General features: G+C 41.4%; 16 protein-coding genes. 9 read left to right on the forward strand and 7 right to left on the reverse strand.

The genetic code is table 11. The annotated features are described in order from the left end of the window. Nucleotides 1-273: 273 nt before the first annotated feature. A complete protein-coding gene (locus tag RMY63_RS28910; protein WP_322732001.1) occupies nucleotides 274-900 on the forward strand; it encodes a chloramphenicol phosphotransferase CPT family protein in 627 nt (208 codons plus the stop codon). 108 nt (nucleotides 901-1008) lie between these two features. Here RMY63_RS28910 and RMY63_RS28915 read toward each other — a convergent pair whose 3' ends face one another. The 4 genes from RMY63_RS28915 to cofH all read right to left on the reverse strand — a co-directional run bounded on the left by RMY63_RS28915 (nucleotide 1009) and on the right by cofH (nucleotide 5224). After that, complete coding sequence (locus RMY63_RS28915; RefSeq protein WP_322732002.1) at nucleotides 1009-2508, reverse strand: family 10 glycosylhydrolase; 1500 nt, start codon at nucleotides 2506-2508, stop codon at nucleotides 1009-1011. 666 nt (nucleotides 2509-3174) lie between these two features. Then, nucleotides 3175-3327, reverse strand: coding sequence for a hypothetical protein (locus RMY63_RS28920; RefSeq protein WP_322732003.1), 153 nt, complete (start codon nucleotides 3325-3327; stop codon nucleotides 3175-3177). Between the two features lie 161 nt (nucleotides 3328-3488). Continuing rightward, nucleotides 3489-3893, reverse strand: coding sequence for a photosystem II protein Psb27 (gene psb27, locus RMY63_RS28925; protein ID WP_190240755.1), 405 nt, complete (start codon nucleotides 3891-3893; stop codon nucleotides 3489-3491). Between the two features lie 185 nt (nucleotides 3894-4078). Beyond that, complete coding sequence (gene cofH, locus RMY63_RS28930) at nucleotides 4079-5224, reverse strand: 7,8-didemethyl-8-hydroxy-5-deazariboflavin synthase subunit CofH (RefSeq protein WP_322732004.1); 1146 nt, start codon at nucleotides 5222-5224, stop codon at nucleotides 4079-4081. Nucleotides 5225-5861: 637 nt separating this feature from the next. On the opposite strand from cofH, the gene RMY63_RS28935 reads away from it, so the two are divergent. The 5 genes from RMY63_RS28935 (at nucleotide 5862) to RMY63_RS28955 (ending at nucleotide 9946) form a co-directional block, all read left to right on the forward strand. After that, a complete protein-coding gene (locus RMY63_RS28935; protein WP_322732005.1) occupies nucleotides 5862-6887 on the forward strand; it encodes a multicopper oxidase domain-containing protein in 1026 nt (341 codons plus the stop codon). Between the two features lie 167 nt (nucleotides 6888-7054). Beyond that, nucleotides 7055-8092 carry a ComEA family DNA-binding protein gene (locus RMY63_RS28940; protein WP_322732006.1) on the forward strand — a complete coding sequence of 346 codons (1038 nt, stop codon included), beginning with the start codon at nucleotides 7055-7057 and terminating at the stop codon, nucleotides 8090-8092. 131 nt (nucleotides 8093-8223) lie between these two features. Continuing rightward, on the forward strand, nucleotides 8224-8658 hold the full coding sequence (locus RMY63_RS28945) for a ferritin-like domain-containing protein (protein WP_322732007.1): 435 nt from the start codon (nucleotides 8224-8226) through the stop codon (nucleotides 8656-8658). A gap of 127 nt (nucleotides 8659-8785) precedes the next feature. After that, nucleotides 8786-9754 (forward strand): FTR1 family protein, encoded by a 969-nt coding sequence (locus RMY63_RS28950; RefSeq protein ID WP_322732008.1) that lies wholly within the window; start codon nucleotides 8786-8788, stop codon nucleotides 9752-9754. Between the two features lie 51 nt (nucleotides 9755-9805). Then, complete coding sequence (locus RMY63_RS28955; protein ID WP_322732009.1) at nucleotides 9806-9946, forward strand: calcium-binding protein; 141 nt, start codon at nucleotides 9806-9808, stop codon at nucleotides 9944-9946. Nucleotides 9947-10198: 252 nt separating this feature from the next. On the opposite strand, the gene RMY63_RS28960 is transcribed toward RMY63_RS28955, so the two are convergent. Together RMY63_RS28960 and polA are read right to left on the reverse strand one after the other, a co-directional pair. Beyond that, nucleotides 10199-11134, reverse strand: coding sequence for an ABC transporter substrate-binding protein (locus tag RMY63_RS28960; RefSeq protein ID WP_322732010.1), 936 nt, complete (start codon nucleotides 11132-11134; stop codon nucleotides 10199-10201). Nucleotides 11135-11423: 289 nt separating this feature from the next. Further along, entirely contained in the window at nucleotides 11424-14366 is a 2943-nt protein-coding gene (gene polA / locus RMY63_RS28965; RefSeq protein WP_322732011.1) for a DNA polymerase I, read from the reverse strand. A 555-nt stretch (nucleotides 14367-14921) separates the two neighbouring features. Here polA and RMY63_RS28970 point away from each other — a divergent pair. Beyond that, nucleotides 14922-15626 carry a choice-of-anchor E domain-containing protein gene (locus tag RMY63_RS28970; RefSeq protein ID WP_322732012.1) on the forward strand — a complete coding sequence of 235 codons (705 nt, stop codon included), beginning with the start codon at nucleotides 14922-14924 and terminating at the stop codon, nucleotides 15624-15626. A 216-nt stretch (nucleotides 15627-15842) separates the two neighbouring features. After that, on the forward strand, nucleotides 15843-16694 hold the full coding sequence (locus RMY63_RS28975; RefSeq protein ID WP_322732013.1) for a Cof-type HAD-IIB family hydrolase: 852 nt from the start codon (nucleotides 15843-15845) through the stop codon (nucleotides 16692-16694). Between the two features lie 180 nt (nucleotides 16695-16874). Here the strand turns inward: RMY63_RS28975 and RMY63_RS28980 are convergent, their stop codons facing one another. Next, the gene (locus RMY63_RS28980; protein WP_322732014.1) at nucleotides 16875-17567 is read right to left on the reverse strand and encodes a DALR anticodon-binding domain-containing protein; all 693 of its coding nucleotides are present in this window, start codon (nucleotides 17565-17567) and stop codon (nucleotides 16875-16877) included. A gap of 525 nt (nucleotides 17568-18092) precedes the next feature. Between RMY63_RS28980 and RMY63_RS28985 the strand changes: the two genes are divergently transcribed. Beyond that, complete coding sequence (locus tag RMY63_RS28985; protein ID WP_012412419.1) at nucleotides 18093-18812, forward strand: Crp/Fnr family transcriptional regulator; 720 nt, start codon at nucleotides 18093-18095, stop codon at nucleotides 18810-18812. The last annotated feature ends 12 nt before the right edge of the window (nucleotides 18813-18824 follow it).

Raw genomic sequence — 18824 nt, forward strand, 5'->3', positions numbered from 1 at the left:
TGCTCCTGTCGCTCTTACTGCTCCTGCTATCAACGGTTAATTCTGAAGTTTAGCTAAATCAAAAAGCGCTCTCCGTAAAAGGAGAGCGCTTTTTGTTTAAATGTGTATAACTCGCTATTATATTGTTAAAAAGCATACTTCCACTTCACATAAATCAGCGCAGAAATCTGCTTGATTTCTCATTTTTTGCATTGGTTCTTCTCAACTCAGCTTTCTTGAGTCATTTTGTGCTTTTTAGTCTAAAGTACAAATATAAAAATGCCAGGAGGAATCATGGGGCAGACACAGGAGCTAGGACAGATTATCATCCTGAATGGTGTTCCGCGATCGGGGAAGTCAAGCATTGTCGCAGTGATTCAGGAGACATTTGATGGTCTGTGGATGAACTTGGGTGTTGATAGGTTTATGCAAATGACTCCCGCACGATACCTACCTGGGATCGGTCTGCGGCCAGGGGGAGAACGCCAAGACATCGAACCCCTTGTTCCCATTCTTTACAGCGCCATGTATGAGTCTATCGCTGCTCACAGCCGCTTGGGTCTAAATGTCGTGGTTGATGTCGGACACCATGACGCCTACGCAATGAAGCGGGGCATTCTGGCTGATAGTGCCCGACGTTTGAAAGGATTGCCGGTCTTGTTCGTAGGCGTTCACTGCCCTATCGAGATCGTTATGGAACGACGACAAAAGACGGGGTGGAAGCTGGGAAGTACAGCTGACACCGCGATGCCACATCCAGTTCAGTTATGGCAACGTGAAGTTCACATCCCTGGCATCTATGACCTGGAAGTGGATACCTCGTTGTTAAGCCCAGGTGCGTGTGCCGAGGTGATACGCCAGCACCTCACAGATAGTCCAGCACCGTCGGCATTCCAACGACTCGCTGCCCACTATACTTAAGCTCTAGTTATGACTGCGATCGCTATATATTTGGTATGAATTTGTAAAGTGTCTGATTCTATAAGTTGAAAGGGAAATTCATCCCTTTTCACTAATTCTACAAAAACTCTACTTAACTCGACAGAATTTGCGATCGCTATCACTCTGAGGATATTGCCAAGAATAGGCAAAGTGGCTAACTCCCTTCAGTTGGGGGGCAAATTGGCGGAGTGCCTGCATTTGCACTTCTAGGGATGGACGATTACTAACAGATTTTCCCCACTGACCAGCTAAAGCCGGGATTATACGCGTACCCGGTTTTGCCATACTCAAAACCCGTTGCACTTGTGCCACAATACAACTGGCATTACCGCAATTTCCATAAGCCATAGGATGCCACTCTAATGTATTGGGAAACCGATCCCAAGGTTGCAAACGGGAATCATACCCTTGTCCGACAGTTTGGTTGCCATCAGGAAAAAACACCACTCCTGTGGAAATACCTTGCTGCTTTGCTGGGTAACTAGCGATGGTGACAAAATCTAGAATTCCTTGCATGGCATGGGCAACGGCAAGCTGCCACAACTCCCATTGTAAAACTGGTTGTCTATCGGTTGCACGCAGGATTGACTTTTGCGCTAGTGGGAGAGTGCGTCCTTGCCAAAGGGGTTCTCCTTCCTGGGGATAAAGTTTATCGACTTCCGCTACATCTCCACCAGTGACGAATCCCTTGCTCAAAAAGCGGCGAATCAAGTCCAGCCCTTTGTAATTCTGTGCTCGTTTAAATAAAGCTTCTTGGGTTGCGGGACTAAATAGCCATAAATCTGAAACTTTGGTGGCGATAGAATCACTTCCAGCTTGGCGAGGATAACGCACATAATCCAATAGCAAGCCATCTGGACGACGGCGCAAAACTTGTTGTACTAATTGATAGTAGTCGCGTTTTGCTTGCAGGTTGTAGGGATCGATAAATAGTTGAGAGCCATTATCTACCACATATAAACTCGTTTGACCTTTGCCATTACGAGCGATCGCACTTTCTCTATCTGGGCGCTGGGCGTAAGTATAGCCGAAATTTGTGGTAAACATCCAGGCATAGACCTTCAAACCACGTTGCCGACCTTTTTTAATTGCCGTAGCAAGTATATCGATGTTTTCTGCCCCTGGAGTGCGAATCACAGCAGGCCAAATCGTTGGGTTAGCTCTGGCTGGTAATAGTACCTGCCCATCGTAAAATACTTCTAAATAAACTTGGTTATAGCCACCATTAACAATCCGATCCATAATCTGATCGATTATTCCTGGCTGAATGTCGCAGGGATACAAGCGTAACCAAATGGCTTGGGTTTGCGGCCAAGTCCGAGAGCGACATTGCTTTAATTTCTGTGCTTGTTCTTGTATTATGCTTTGGTAGCGCGTTTGAGCATCTTGTTTGCCTTTGAGGGCTGACAAACGCAAGTTTTCTTTTTGTTGCGCCGCCGCTGATGATAACTGACAATACTCAGTTACTTGCGCCCTTGCTGGTTCGCTTCCCAAATTTGGAAGCAATAAACTACTAGTAAAAACAACAGCGCATAAGCGCCGCCAAAATAATGTTGATCTTGCAACGTTCAAGGGACAGTTAGACATACCTACCAGTAGATGAACAAATTCAAAATTCAAAAAAGTTTCAGACAGGGATTTAAACTCGGACTGTAACTTGCTTACCACAGGGTAACTGAGCAAAGGCGAAGTGGCTCTAACTCTGAGCTACGTGTTAACGTTCGGTCTTAAAGCCTTTAATTTGCGATAATCATCGATCCCAACTCAAATAATTGTGGGCAACGTGTATCGAATTATATAGTTAAATACCAAGGGTTTTAAAACCTATTTTTTCAAGACTCTCAAAAGTCTATTTCTGTTGCCGTATTCTTGTATATTGGTTCCCAGTGCATGAAGTAGATATTAAAACTTCACCCTCAATGTGAATGCATCGGCTCGTATTGTTACAGCAATTTTCATGTATTTGAACCACATCTGTCGTAAGGGCACAGCAATGCTCATTGGTGTCAACTTAAGCTGAAATCTGCTGGCTGTATGAGTTTTGCCCTCACCCCCAGCCCCTCTCCCAATATGGGAGAGGGGAGCATAATTCTCTAGTTCCCCGAATCCCATATTGGGAGAAGGGGTTAGGGGATGAGGGCAATTCTAGAACGCTTTCTCTTACCTAACTTTTACCTTAAGTTGACACCAATGAGCAATGCTGTGCCCCTACTGTGTGGTCTATTTACCTGAAAATAGCTGTAATGCATCGGCTTACATTGTTAATACATCGGCTTGCATTGTTAATGCATCGGCTTGCATTGTTAATACATCGGCTCGTGTTGTTAATACATCGGCTCGTGTTGTTAATGCGTCGGCTTGCATTGTTAATGCGCCAACTTGCATTGTTAATGCGTCGGCTTGCATTGTTACAGCAGTTTTCAAGTAAATGAACTACAAAATGCAGGACTTACGCATTAGATATAAAGAGTTTCTGCCTTCTGCCTCCTGCCTTGATAAACAAAATAGTCAGGAATCAAAACTTTTGACACCTGACTATTGATGATGGAGTAAGCAATAGTTAATAGCTAACCGCCACGTTTCAACGCCGTCTCTACCTGCTGCAACTCTTTCTCTAGACGATTTTTGAGTTTTTCGGGTACGGGACGATTTGGGTAAGAACTGTAGTGTCCAGCTAGGGAATTGAGGGCTGTTCGTATGGTTGTAAACGAGCCAAGACCAGAAACAGAGTTAACTCGCTGGTAGCGAGCTGAAAAGTCATTAATTTTTTGACGCGCTTCTGCTTGAATTGCTGCTTTGTCTGGTGAATCTTGTGAAAGATCCAGAGCTTGTCTCATAATATTGACCACAGCTAAGGTGTCTTGACGATAATCCCCAGTCAAACTATCTGGACTGCCAGAACAACCCATTAAGCCGATAGCTACAACCAAAACCAGCGCAAGCAAACGCGACCAATAGCGCTTCATATGCATTAAGTAAAAGAATACGTAAATCAACGTCCATCCTATCTTGGATTGGTAACTTGGGGATCAATTGAATGGGGAGTGGGGAGTGGGAATTGGGAACTGGGACTGGGGACTGGGGACTGTGAAATAATTTTTCTACTATCCAATACCCAATGCCCAATCCCCAATGCCCAATCTCCAATGCCTAATGCTTAACGATTAATAACTTTTTGATAAAGAGTGTCGCGTTGTTGGTAAGGTCTTCCTAAAGAAGCGATCGCAGTTTGCAAGGTTTCCACTTCCATACACGTACCGCCCAAAGCACCTGCCATTGTGGTAATATGTTCTTCCATCAAAGTGCCGCCGATATCGTTGCAACCCCAAGCTAAGGCTTCTGTTGCACCTGCAAGTCCCAGTTTTACCCAACTCTGCTGATGGTTAGGAATCCAATTACCTAAGTAAATCCGCGCTACAGCCCCTAATAGCAGTGCATCGATTAAAACTGGTTGATCGCGTCCGACACGACGCCGTAAGGATTTGGGCGCTTCTTGCCCAACGAAGGGTAATAAAATAAATTCTGTGATCTTTGCTGAATATCCCTGATTGATGGCGGTTTTTTGGAGCGATCGCAATTTTTCTAAATGCCCGATTTGTTGTTCGTGGGTTTCAATATGCCCAGATAACATGGTGCTAGTGGTATGCAAGCCTAATTTGTGAGCTGTGCTGACAATTTCTAGCCAAGTGGCTGTGTCAATCTTCTCTGGACACAATATCCGCCTTACTTCATCGTTTAATACTTCAGCTGCTGTTCCTGGCATTGAGCCAACACCAGCATCGCGCAAAGCAGTAATCACCTCAGCATATTCCAGGCCATCAAGTCTGGCGATAAATTGCACTTCCTGGGGAGAGAAAGCGTGTAAATGTATCTGGGGAAATTCCTGTTTAATGGTTTCTACAACCTTGAGGTAATAGGGCAAAGATTTACCATTTATCTGCGCTTGTGGATTTAACCCCCCCTGCATACAGATTTCTGTCGCACCCCGTTGTACTGCATCTGTCGCCTTTTCCAAAATTTGCGCCGAATCTAACCAATATGCACCGACATCACCATCATCTCGACGGAATGCACAAAAACTACAGTGTTGCTCACAAATGTTAGTAAAGTTAATATTACGGTTAATTATGTAGGTGACAGTATCGCCTGCTTGTGTGTGGCGGAGCGTATCGGATGTAGTACGTATTGCTGCGATCGCCTCTGGCTCAGTTTGTTGTAACAATACCACTCCCTCTTCGAGAGATAAGTCGTATCCCATTAAGGCACGTTCAAGAATTGTTTTAAAGGCAATTTTTGTCAGCATTACTTTCTTAATTTCTCGGTAAATCTTAATTTTATGAGCTTGTAAATAACAAAATTGTACTTAATAAATATACCAACTTCTTGAAAATACCAAGCTTGAATATAAATTTTACCTTTAAAGCTATTGCAATCACTTCCCTTGTCCGATCACACTACCTTTTTATAGTTCAATATGGTTTAGTGAACGGCAAAAAGTTTGTTGGGTAGCCATTGCGTTCATTGGTGTCAACTTAACGTAAAAACTTCAAAATTCCTTGAAAAAACGTGATTTATGTTATGCCTAAGCCAATTAAATACACTAGAGATTAGTAACAGTTTCTTGCTTGTGTCTATATTCAAGGTGCTATTATAGCCATTGTTTATACTCTAAGTACTGCTGAAGCAATCAGCATATCAGCAATATGCATGAAATAGTTAGTTTTATCTGAATACTATTTATACATAAATAAGCGTATAAATACAGTTAAAAGCCAGAAAATATTACGAGAGTTTTTAGAGCTTGATCTAGATTTAACAACTTAACTGGCAAATTAGAAGCACTAAAAAATTATTGACAATAATTATTAATTCCTCTAATATTTAAAAGAAATTGCAAAAGATTTGCAATTCTTTTTTGGCGCTAACCGTAACTAAATGTCATGCCCAACAACTTCGCTCTAGGTAACGGAAAACCTTGGAGCCGCCGTCAATTATTGCAGCTGGGACTAGCAGGTGCTGGATTAACTGGTGCAGCTGGACTTTGGCAGATGCTAAATCTGCAAAGTAAGTCAGTGGTGAAAGTACCACCATTCAATATGGAAGCACCAGACGACGTTACTAACCCGATGAAGATGTTAAGGGATTTTGATTATGGGACAGTAAAGCAAGAAAATGGGCGGACTATCCGGGAATTTCAGTTAACTGCTGGTACTTCCATAATAAAACTCAATAGTGTTGTTTCTTACAACATCTGGGATTTAAACGGTCGCATACCAGGGCCAACGCTACGGGCAAAACAGGGCGATCGCATCCGGGTATTATTTTTCAACAACGCGGGACATTCTCACTCTTTACATTTTCATGGCATTCATCCGGCAGAAATGGATGGTGTTCGTCCAATCAGCAATCGTAGTGCCACAATTTATGAATTTGATGCTGAACCTTATGGTGTACACCTGTACCACTGCCATATTGAACCAGTCACCCGCCACATAGCTAAGGGGCTGTACGGAATGTTTATCATCGATCCACCTACTCCCCGTCCCCCAGCTGATGAAATGGTACTAGTGATGGGTGGGTATGACGTAAATGATGATAGCCATAATGATTATTACGCCTTCAACGGTCTGCCGCACTATTACATGCATAACCCGATTCGCATTTACAAAGATCAGTTGATTCGGCTGTATGTTCTCAACATTATTGAATATGATCCGGCAGTGACGTTTCATCTCCACGCCAACTTCTTTGATGTCTATCGCTATGGCATGAGTATGAAGAAGAGCGAGAAAACTGATGTGATTACGATGGGTATAGCAGAAAGGCACATCTTGGAATTTGCTTTTCGCTACCCAGGTAAGTATATGTTCCATCCCCATCAAGATGCGATCGCAGAAAACGGTTGCATGGGTCAATTTGAAGTACTTGCTGAGAGCAACTCTCAAAATCCTGTGAAAAATTCCTGATAAATAATATTATTAGTAATTCGTAATAAAGTTTTAGATAACTAGTTGATAAAAAATATCATTATATGCGACAGTAAAATCTATGACAATCTGTCAAACAAACTACCTTCTAGTAATAGTTTGAAATGTTTCAATTAATACCTTTTTTAGTTGTGCGAGGAGCAAAGATGATAAAACTTCGTTATATCTGTTTAACAGCAGCAGCCGCCTTAATAGTTACCTTGAGTTCCTGTAATAATACCCCAACCGCAGAAAATCCATCAGCACCAGTTGCTAGCCCTCAAGCTACAGAGGCAGTAAGTAATAACAGTCACAGTGGTCACGGTAGCAAAGAAAAAATTAACATTAATAGCGCAATTTTGTCAGAATTGGATAAATTTGAAGCCAAACTAGGAATTCCGGCATTATCCAATAAAATCCAGGCAAATCGTCCCTACGGTAGTCCAGAAGATTTAGTTACTAAAAAAGTAATTACTCAAGAACAGTTCGACCAAATTAAAGACCAGGTTGGTGTTCAAGAAGTGGTACTCACAGGTGAGGCAAAAGATGTTGATTATATGTCTAAATTAGGCTTAATGAAAGGGCATCTTTTGGTAGCCAAAGAACTGCTAGATCAGAATCAGCCGAAACAGGCAGAACCTCATATTGGGCATCCAGTAGAAGAGATTTACGTTGATGTCGAAGATCAATTGAATGAACGAAAAGTCAAAGAATTCAAGACAAGTTTAGTAAGTTTGCAAGATTTAGTCAAATCTAGTCCGAAGGATAGTAAAGTTAAAACTAATTTTACTTCTTCAGTACAAGCAGTTGACGGAGCGATCGCAGCTTTGCCAGCAGATCAACGCTCAAAACCAGGATTTGTGCTAAAGGTAATTAACGAATTATTGGATGCAGCGAACTCCGAATATGGCGCAGCGATCGCAAATGGAAAAGTAACCGCGCCAATTGAGTATCAAGACTCCCGTGGTTTTGTCGTTTACGCCAATGATTTATACAAAGAAATTTCTACTCAAGTAGCTCAAGCAGATCCCGAAGCACACAAAGCGATCGATACAAGTTTTGCTGAACTAATTAAAGTTTGGCCTGCCGCCATCCCACCAGCAAAAGCAGTCAAAACTCCTAATGATGTTACCAAGCTAGTGAAAACGATTGAGGAAAACTCTCAAAAAGTGGTTGACAAATCCAATACCCAAGCACAACGATAACACTTTAATTTAATGGGAAGTATATGGCAAGGAGTTTAAAATGATGAAATCGTTAGGAATTACGAATTACGAATTACGAATTACGTATTCCTAACTAATTACACTCCCTTCGTTACTTTAACTAACAACTGATGCAAGAACTTGACCAGAAAAAGACTATTGACCTGCTGAACGCCATCATGGAATTTGAACTAGCAGGGGTAGTGCGCTACACACATTATTCTTTAATGGTAACTGGCCCTAACCGTATTCCAATTGTGGCTTTTTTCAAAGCACAGGCAAGTGAATCTTTACTTCATGCCGAACAAGTGGGAGAAATTCTCACCGGTTTAGATGGGCATCCCTCCCTGAAAATCGCCCCAATGGAAGAAACCTACCAGCATAAAGTCAAAGATATCTTGGCAGAAAGCTTATCCCATGAAAAAAAGGCATTGGATCTGTATAAAAAATTGCTCGACACTGTTACCAATGCCAGCATTTACCTTGAAGAATTCGCTCGCGGTATGATTGGACAGGAAGAGATGCATAATCTCGAACTGAAAAAGATGCTACGCGATTTTGGTTAATAGTCATTAGTCATTAGTCATTAGTCATTAGTCATTAGTCATTAGTCAAAAACAAATTCAAAGGACAACTGACTAATGACAAAGGACAAAAGACAAAGGACAAAGGACAAAAGACAAAGGACAAAAGATGAATTTTAGTACTGCTCTACCTACTTTTGTAATAACACTCCGAGAAGGAGTAGAAGCTGCCCTTGTTGTTGGCATTGTGCTAGCTTTGCTGAAAAAAGCTAAACAATCCCGACTCAATTCGTGGGTATATGCTGGTGTCGGCGTTGGCATTGTCATCAGTGCTTTAATCGGTGTGCTATTCAGTTGGATAATTCAAGTACTGGGAGCACTTAATCCTCAATACACCTCCGTAGTTGAGCCAGGGCTAGAAGGTGTGTTTAGTGTGTTAGCGATCGCAATGCTCAGTTGGATGCTAATCTGGATGACTAAACAAGCCAGATTCATGAAAGCTACAGTTGAAGGAGCAGTAACAGAAGCGCTGACACAAAACTCAAATGCTGGTTGGGGTGTTTTTACTTTAATTTTAATTGCCGTTGTCCGCGAAGGTTTTGAAACTGTTCTCTTCGTTGCAGCTAATTTTCAACAGGGATTAATGCCAGCATTAGGCGCTGTTGCTGGTTTGATAGGGGCATGTGCTATTGGAGTGCTGCTATTTAAATGGGGTGTCAAAATTAACATCCGCCAGTTTTTCCAGGTAATGGGCGTTTTATTAGTGCTGATTGTCGCTGGGTTGGTAGTTTCAGCCTTGCAACATTTTGACGACGCTCTAGCTAACCTTGCCCTTAGCAGTCGTGCTACACAAAGTCTTTGTTTCTATTACGAACGTTTTACTAAAGTCCACTCCTGTATTTTGGGGCCAATGGTTTCAAATACTTCCACAATCTTGCCTGACGAACAGTTTCCTGGGATTATCCTCAAAGCTTTATTTGGTTACAGAGACAATCTCTATCTTGTGCAAGCAGTGGGATATGTGACGTTTTTACTCACAATTGGAGGACTGTATTTCCGCAGTCTTGGGGGTGCTTCTCTTGAAGGTAGAAAGAATACCTCCTTTGCTCAAAAACCAATTAATTCTGCAAAAGATTAAAAGCACAGTCAATTTTATATTTTTTGCCTCGTTAAGAGTCTCTAACTGGAAATGCCTATTACTGGCTCTGTGATTCTCAAAGAGCAAGTCTACAGCACTTATAACTACGGCGTTGAAAAGATTACCTTCAGTAATGGAACCATTTGGAACGAAGCGCAGTTACGGAATGCTTACCTTACCTTGGGTGCCTGACTTGTAAATGCAATTTAGGGAGGGTAAAGGTTGCCATTGGCAACCCTCACTCTCCTCCTTATAATAATTATCATTTTTATTAGCTGTATATTTTATTTTCTGGAAGTCCCTTATTCAATCCACTTAGCTTCAAAAAGTACTGAGTGCTGTTAGCGGTAGCGGGGCCTTTAGCCCGTACTGAGTAAAAAATACTAGTCTCACTCCCCACTCCCTCTTTCATGTGTTCTGGTGTATGCAGTTCATGACGGCTACTTAAGTATCCTGTGGTGTAAACAACGCTTGCTTAAGCTGCTGACAAGCCTTTTCAATTGCATCTATACTACCTGGATTCACCAGACCATAATAATCAAACACATAGACTCGGTTATTTTTAGTTGCTTGCAGTTGCTGCCAAAAAGCTTCCTTTTTTAAAGAATCTAAAAGCCCTGTTTCCGAATTTCCTTGTGGAGGATTAACTAAAATTATCACCTCTGGATTTGCTTCTAAAACTTTCTCAGCCGAAAGCGTCACATAGCCACCAATTGGACTTTTTCCTTGTAAATCTGCTGCTATATTTTTCGCTTGGAATTTCGCTAGCAAATCCCCTGCCCAACTGTTTTTATTCGGCGCTAAAATTGGTTGACGACTAACCAGCGCTAGAGTATAAGGACTCTGAGTTGGTTTGTCTGGCAAGAAAGTTTTGTAACGATTTAACAAAGGCTCAGGATCAGCACTGATTGATTTAGCCAGTGTTTTTGTGAGTTCTTCTAAAGATTCCCAGTTATTCACCTTAGTGAGCAAAGTTTGAATTCCTAGCTGCTGAAGTTTTTGAATTGGGATGTTAGAAAAACCTTCAGCACCAATAACTAAATCTGGTTTTAGTGTTACCACTTTCTCTAAATTTGGTGGACTTTGACCTTCGCTTACGCGGGGAATATCCTTGAATCTTGAGTCATTTTTAAATAATTTACTACCAGTGATTCCAACAATTTTTGTTTGATCGAGTCGAGAGATAATATCAGCAGAAAGAGAAGAAAGAGCAACCACTCTTTTTGCCGATCCTTTTGGTAATTGCTGAGAGTTCGCGTTAGTCGCCTCACTGGTATTTTCCACTTTTGTTTGTGGCTGCTGAGTAGTTGCAGTGGTACAAGCAACTAAAACTATACTCAACAAAATTGCTAAAGCAGATAAAAGCCAACGACGATACATATGAAAATTCCTTATAAGAATAGTAAAATATTAGTATAGGACTCGTATTTGATTTTTGAAAAAACTCAGTACATCCTTATTCCTTATTCCTTATTCCTTATTCCTTATTCCTTATTCCTTATTCCTTATTCCTTGTTCCCTGTTCCCCCTTCCCTGTCCCCTCCCTACGCAAGTAAGTTCAGTAATCAAATCGGATTCCTATATTAGTAATTCGTAATTACTAATGATGCTATCGGTTTAATTACGAATTACAAATTAGTAATGTAATTGTTCCAATCCCCAGTTCAACTTATTTGGTCTCCATCCAATTTTCACCAACACGTGCCTCTACCAATAACGGCACACTCAACTGCACTGCATTTTCCATCACCGACTTAATTTGCAGTTGTAATTCTTCCCACTCATGAGGGGGAATTTCAAACACTAATTCATCATGAACTTGCAACAACAAACGCGCCTGATATTTCTTCAAAATTTCATGCAATCTCACCATTGCAATTTTGATAATATCAGCGTTGGAACCTTGAATTGGTGCATTAGCAGCAGAGCGTAATAAACCTGCATCAAAAACACCCAAATTCTTCAATTTACTCAGATCGATATCTTCTGGGTTACTGCCTTTTAATTTGCGTAAACTGTTATTAGTAAAGTCAAAATAACGACGGCGACCGAAAATAGTTTTTACATAACCAAGAGCGATCGCTTCTTTTTTCACTCGCTCCAAATATGCAAAAACTTTAGGATATCTTTCATTAAACCGTTTAATGAACTCGTTGGCAACGGTCTTATCTATCCCTGTTGAGCGCGAAAACCTTAGAGAACCCATTCCATAAATCACACCAAAATTAATAGTTTTGGCTAACCTTCGTTCATCTGATGTTACATCTTCTTTTTCAAACACTAACTGCGCCGTAACAGTGTGAACATCTTTATTTTGCTGATATGCTTGCACTAATATCGGCTCTTGACTCAAATGAGCCAAAATCCGCAATTCAATTTGTGAGTAATCAGCAGCCACCATTAACCAGCCAGGTTCTGGCAAAAACGCCTTCCGAATTTGGCGACTAAAAGCTGTACGAATGGGGATATTTTGCAAATTCGGATTAGAAGAAGATAACCTACCAGTTGATGTTGCTGCTTGATTAAAATCAGTATGCACTCGCTGGGTATCTGGACGCACTAATGCAGGTAATGCATCAACATAAGTAGATTTTAATTTGGATAGAGTGCGATACTCAACGATCGCCTCAACAAATCCAGTGTTATCATCTTCTTGAAGTCTTTCTAGTGTTGCTGCATCTGTAGAGTAGCCTGTTTGAATTTTACGAGAATGTCTAGTGCTTAACCCCAACTTTTCAAACAAAATTTGACTCAACTGTTTAGGAGAACCCAAGTTAAAATTTTCCCCAGCTATTTCAGTTGCTTCCTCTTTTAACCTAGCTAACTCTGTTTCTAAATGCTGCGAAAGTTCTTGTAAATAAGCTGAATTAATGCGGACACCTGTGTATTCCATTTCGGCTAAAACTGCTTCTAGAGGCTGTTCCACTTCCACTAATAGCTTAGACAATGCTGGAATTTTATCCAGTTCCTCACGCAATTTCGCCACTAAACCAAAGGTAGAATAAGCATCCATACCGCAGTAATCTGCGACGGCGAGAATATCTATATCAGCGATGGTTTTGCCTTTAGGAACTAAATCTAAGTAACTTTTTGCTATCAATTCCAAATATCGCTGCGACAAATCCATTAAATTATGACTTGAATCTGGATTTAGAATGTAACTTGCCAACATGGGATCAAACACTACTCCCGCCAAGTTAATTCCTTGACACTTTAGAACTAAGCGGTCAAATTTGCCATTTTGTAAAGCTTTGGGATAATCAGCACTTTCGAGAATTGGGCGTAATGCTTCTAGCACCAAATCTTTATGCAAATTTTCCCCAGTTTTGTGCCCAACAGGAATATAGGCTACCTCATCTGGTTTCGTTCCCCAACAGCAACCAATTCCTACTAACTCAGCGTCTCTTGGTTCTAAATCGGTGGTTTCAGTGTCCCAAGCAACGGGTGTCTCTGGGTTAGTGAATTTTTGCAAAAGTTTCACTAACTCAGTCAGTTTTGTTTCGGTGTTAATGATGCGTGGTGTAATTGGGGAAGTAGATTGTTGTGGAACTGCTGCTGTATCACTAGCACTGAAAAACCATAAATCATTATCTTCATCAGCAATGAATTCTGAGTTAGTAAAATTGGGATTAATTGCTTCTTTTTTGGCTTGTTGCTTTTCTTCAATTTTGCCCCCAAAACGTTGCTGAAGGTCGTTTATCTTGCCTAAAAAAGACTTGAATTCTAACTTTTCTAAAATCGGTGTCAGGACGTTTGTATCAAACCCTTTTAATTTACAATCTTCTAAATTAATTTCTATAGGAACATCTAAAACTATAGTTGCCAAATAGCGAGACCTATCAGCATCTTCTTTACCCGTTGCCAGTTTTTTCTGAGTTGCACCTTTAATTTCATCTAACGCAGCATAAATACGATCGAGAGAACCATAGGTATTTAGCAGCTGCACTGCTGTCTTTTCCCCAATTCCCTTAACCCCAGGAATATTATCCGATTTATCACCACAAAGAGCTTTGAAATCAACAATTTGTGAAGGTAAAACCCCCATTTTTTCTTTGACTTGTTCTGCTTCAAATTCCGTGATGCTATTTGTAGAGCGTTTTAGGGCATCTGGACTAAAATTCAGAACAGTAATTTCTTTGTCAGAGTTGATCAGTTGAAATAAATCGCGATCGCCAGTCAAAATCTTCACCCTATACCCAGCCGCAGTTACTCGTTGTGCTAAGGTTCCCAAAACATCATCAGCCTCAAAACCAGGGGCAGTAAAAATGGGTAGATTGAAGCCATTCAGCAACTCATGCAGGTTTGCTAAGTCGGGAATGAAGTCTTCCGGCGTTTCCGGGCGATCGGCTTTATAAGTCTCGTCGGCTTCGTGGCGAAAAGTTGCCTCAGCCAAATCAAAAGCGATCGCCATTGCTTGGGGCTGTTGTGTTGCCATTACCTCCAGCAGGCACTTCACAAAACCAAAACATATACTGGTAGGAATGCCTGCTTTAGTACGCAGTCCTCCATCTCGCCCTTTGGCGAAAGCAAAGTATGAACGATAAGCCAGCGAGTGCCCATCTACGAGGATGAACGTGGGACGTGTTGCAGTTGCAGAAGTGATTTCAGACATAGCCCTATTTTAGCCAGAAGCTTTGTCACATAGTTAGCAATTTCAGATGCTCGTTTAGCTTGGCTTTGGTGACAATAGCCCAGTTCTTGCGTACCAAATTAATATTAAGTATAATTTTAGACAAAAATAATGTCTGCGCATTTGCAGCTTTAGTACGGAAGCCAAGTAGAACCACCTTTTGGCAGGGATACCAGCCCAATTAAGTACGTGAGTATAAGCATAGTAACCGTATAGTAACTAGATCCCTCACTTCTCATCAGAAGTCGGGGATCTATCTCCTGAGCGTTTTATGTTTAATTAGGTTGACCTAGCTTACATCTCAGGAACCAACAAAAACTAGCTTAATATTTCGACATAAGATTGCCACTATCAAAACCTCTTTGCCTTAACAAAACTTTATATATACCAATCAAAAAGTCTGTTTGTCAAAGGAATTTAAACATAATAACTTTACATAAAGTTAAGTGTATTTATCAAGACTACAAGCAAAGTTTCAGAGTTAGAAATAGGTTAATAATTCCGTAATGATTCGTTTCAGAAAGGCATCTTTTATCCATGACAACAAAACTATTCAACACTCTAGCTGCTGCCACAACTTTGGCAGGAATTGTTGCAACATCTGGAGCAGCTAATGCAGCTTCTCTCTCCTACACTAGTTCCACTGATTACGATTTTACAAATATCATTGATGCACCTCTGAGCGTCCAAAAATTTAACTCATCTTTGGGTACACTTAAGGGTGTAACGATAAGTTTTACTGGCGACTTACTTGGAAATGCAGGTTTTGAAAACAGGAGTCCAACCGCAACTCAGGTGACAGTAAATCTTGCTAGTCAACTCAGTTTAAAACTAAATAATCAGTCTCTGTTTGCGCTCAATCCACAAGATATCTCAAGTTATCAAGCTGCTAAATATGATGGTAAAACTGATTATAGTGGCACCTCTGGCAAGACTATTTCTAACTTAACTGCCACACAATCTGCTACTCAGTCTTTCACCAATACCCAATTCTTGCAGTCTTTCACTGGTAATGGCGACATAAACTTTTTGTTCTCAGCTTTAGCCAACTCAGTAGTTACGGGTTCAGGCAACATGAGATCCTATATTGATACTTATGCAAAAGCAGGTATCAAAGTAACTTATGACTACGATGCTAAAGCAGTACCTGAATCCTCTGCCACACTGGGAATTGGTTTAATTGCTGGGCTTTGTTTATTGTCACAACGCAAAAAAAGCTGGATCAAGATGTTTAATTCATAGACTTTCTTGAATAGGTAGGTTTTTTCCATCCTATTTATCAAACAGGCTCTCTAATTTAAATGAAAAAACCCGATTTTTTCGAGAATTGGGTTTTTTATTGCGCTAGACATTGTAGTAAAGAAATTGGATTGACTAGAGATGCCAATTTTTTCTACAACTTCCCACTGATCGCTAGAGCCTGTTAACCTCTTACTGGAACTTAAAATCTAGGAAATCATGCAGAAAGCATCTACTGACAATCAGGCTGCTGCAAAAGACATTAAACTACTAATTTTGGATATAGATGGCACGATCGCTGGACACTCTAACACCATCAGCAAACCTGTAAAGCAAGCTATTATTGCAGCCCAAGCACGAGGAATTCAAGTGGCGATCGCTACAGGTAGAATGTATTGTTCAGCCTTGCGCTTTCACCAAGACATCGGCTCTACCTTACCATTAATGGCCTATCAGGGAGCCTGGATTCAAGACCCAATCACCCAAAAAATTCATCGCCATTGGGTTGTTTCCAGAGAAATCGCCCACCAGCTAATCAACTATTTTGAACAGCCTGAGTTGCGATCGCTTCTATCTGTTCACTTTTACATTAACGATCAGCTATACGTCCGTGAGTTAACCAGAGAAACCAAAATTTATGCCGAACGTTCTGGTATTATTCCGATTCCTGTGGGTGATTTGCGTCAAGCCTTAACGAATGAACCGACAAAAATTCTCGCTTTGTCTGATGACATTGATGTAATCGACAAGCTACTAGGGAATTTGCGCCGTCAATACACACCTGCTGAACTTTATCTGACGACATCTGTTGCTACTTTTTTTGAAGCAACTAACCCCTCTGTAAATAAGGGAACTGCTGTACGTTACCTAGCCGAAGAATTGTTGGGATTACAGTTAGCCAACGTTATGGCTATTGGCGATAACTTCAATGATGTGGAAATGCTGGAGTATGTTGGACTTGGTGTAGCTATGGGCAACGCACCAGCAGGAGTGCAAGCGATCGCTAAGTGGGTAGCTCCTAGCGTAGAGGAAGATGGGGCAGCAGTAGCAATTGAAAAGTTTTTGCTGTAGTGAAGGCATTTTTTCAAATCTAACCCATACAAATCAGAAAGGACACCGACGACTGGCCGTGTTTCGTCTCGGTGCCCCTGCTGGTTCGCTCCTCACACACCTGCTAATCTATCCGAGGTGGTGCATTGAGTCAATAGCTATATAAAAAGTTTTTATTTTTGCCTAAGCGACATTACCGATTTATAACTCCAAAGGCGCAAAAACCGCCAGATTTTCCTCTAGGACAAATTTTAATACTGACTGAGTAGCCATGAGCAATCCGAGTCTAGCTTGGACCACTTCTGGTGACGTAATTTTCACCTCACCCCAAATCCGGCAATTAGACCAAAACTTTTCAAAAGCTTGGCTCAAATTCAGTGCTACTTTTTCCCATTTCACAGAACTGCTAACATCAGGACACTCTATGTTGTCTACCACTTGTATTAATTCGCCAATCAGACGACGTTCATCTGGGTGATTTAGCTGCAATATTCCGTCGCAATTAAGCCAAGGTAGGGGGTTAGGAAAAATAACATCCCAAAAAGCTGGACTAGTATTTGGAACTGGTTCTCTAAGTTTAATCAATCCCTCTCGATGAGCCAGCAGCACTAGCGAACAGCAGCGTGCATGAGCGTACTGAACAGCAAACAAATTGGGCATTGGGCATTGGTTATTCGCCTCATCTCCCTCATCTCCCTCATCTCCCTCATCCTCCCCTGCTCCCCCACTCCCCACTCCCCACTCCCCACTTCCCACTACGAGGCTTTGTAACCAAGTCGCTAACGTCGAGTCAGTTAATTCAAAATGTATTAAACCAGGGGGAACTATTTGGATGCTAAAAACGTCGCCACAAATCCCTGATATATCTGAGGCGATCGCATTGGCAAGCTCCATCGGTTTTCGATTCTGAGATTTTGATAGTCGCAGAGACACACTTGAGGTATAGAAAACTCTCTTATTATCTCTACCTTTAGATAGAGGAATTTTTTCATCTTTTATGCATTTACTTTTTTCTTTATAAGTATCAATACTTATTGATTTTATTAAATAACTATATAATAGCTGTTTTATTGACGTATATTTGCTAACTGGTAATTTATAATGCACGTAATATTATTTAAATAGTCATGTAAGATATATTTGTTACTTTTCTGTCATCTATCTTGCGATATAAATTTAATTTAGATGAAGAAAAATGAGAAGAGGATAAAATTTGATGAATAATCGATGAATAGTAAGTAAACTTTACTACCACCATTGTACAGTAGGAAGTATAACAAAAGAGTAGAGAGTAATTTGCTTTCTATTCTTTGGATTGGCTGGCGCTGTTAGGCGTTAAGCCTGCCTCGCCAACACAAAGACACTCCTTGCACCCTTTTATTTATGTCTTTGTCTTCAGCCGAACGCTCTTTGTTACCTATGCAATCTCCATCCTCCTTTTCTGAGGCATCACGGCCTTTTTTGACTTGGCAACGCATTCTTGACTGGGCTCAAGAACACTACCGCTGCCGCACCTTTAGCAAAGATGAGCGCATTCCAGCCCGGCCTGGATTGCTGTATTTGGTGCAAAGGGGTGCGATCCGTATGGTAGGAACCGCCCAAGTTAGTGCGACTGCCAGTCAGCTAACGTCTCGACGAATCAACAGAACCCCAGAAGAAGCGTTCTTGGGTTTTGTGGGAGCGGGACAGCCATTTGAAATTGTTGCTCAGTCACCATTCACACTCCAAGCTTACGCCCATGTCGATCAAACTGCGGTGCTGTGGATGTACTGGCACGATTTAGACAATTGGCCTCACTTCCGTCGCGAAGTTATGGATGCCTTTAGGTATCAGCACCAGCGTAAGCTGCTGTGGCTGAGTGCCTTGGGACAACGCCGCACAATTGACCGACTCTTAGGATTTCTCACATTGTTAATTGAGGAATATGGAGAGCCAGCAATGAGCGACACCGATCCTGATGTGATTCGCGGTTATTGTCTGCCCTTCCCCCTCACTCATGCCCAAATTGGTAGCGCGATTGGTTCGACTCGTGTCACCGTCACCCGCTTGATGGGTAAGCTGCGTCAACGTGGTTTAATCCTGACTCAAGGGGATAATCTAATATGCTTGCCAGCAGAGTCGATTAATAGAGCTGGTTAAGGTACAGTTCAG

Origin of the sequence: Nostoc sp. ChiQUE01b, from assembly GCF_034531255.1 — a bacterium.
Lineage (GTDB): Bacteria > Cyanobacteriota > Cyanobacteriia > Cyanobacteriales > Nostocaceae > Nostoc.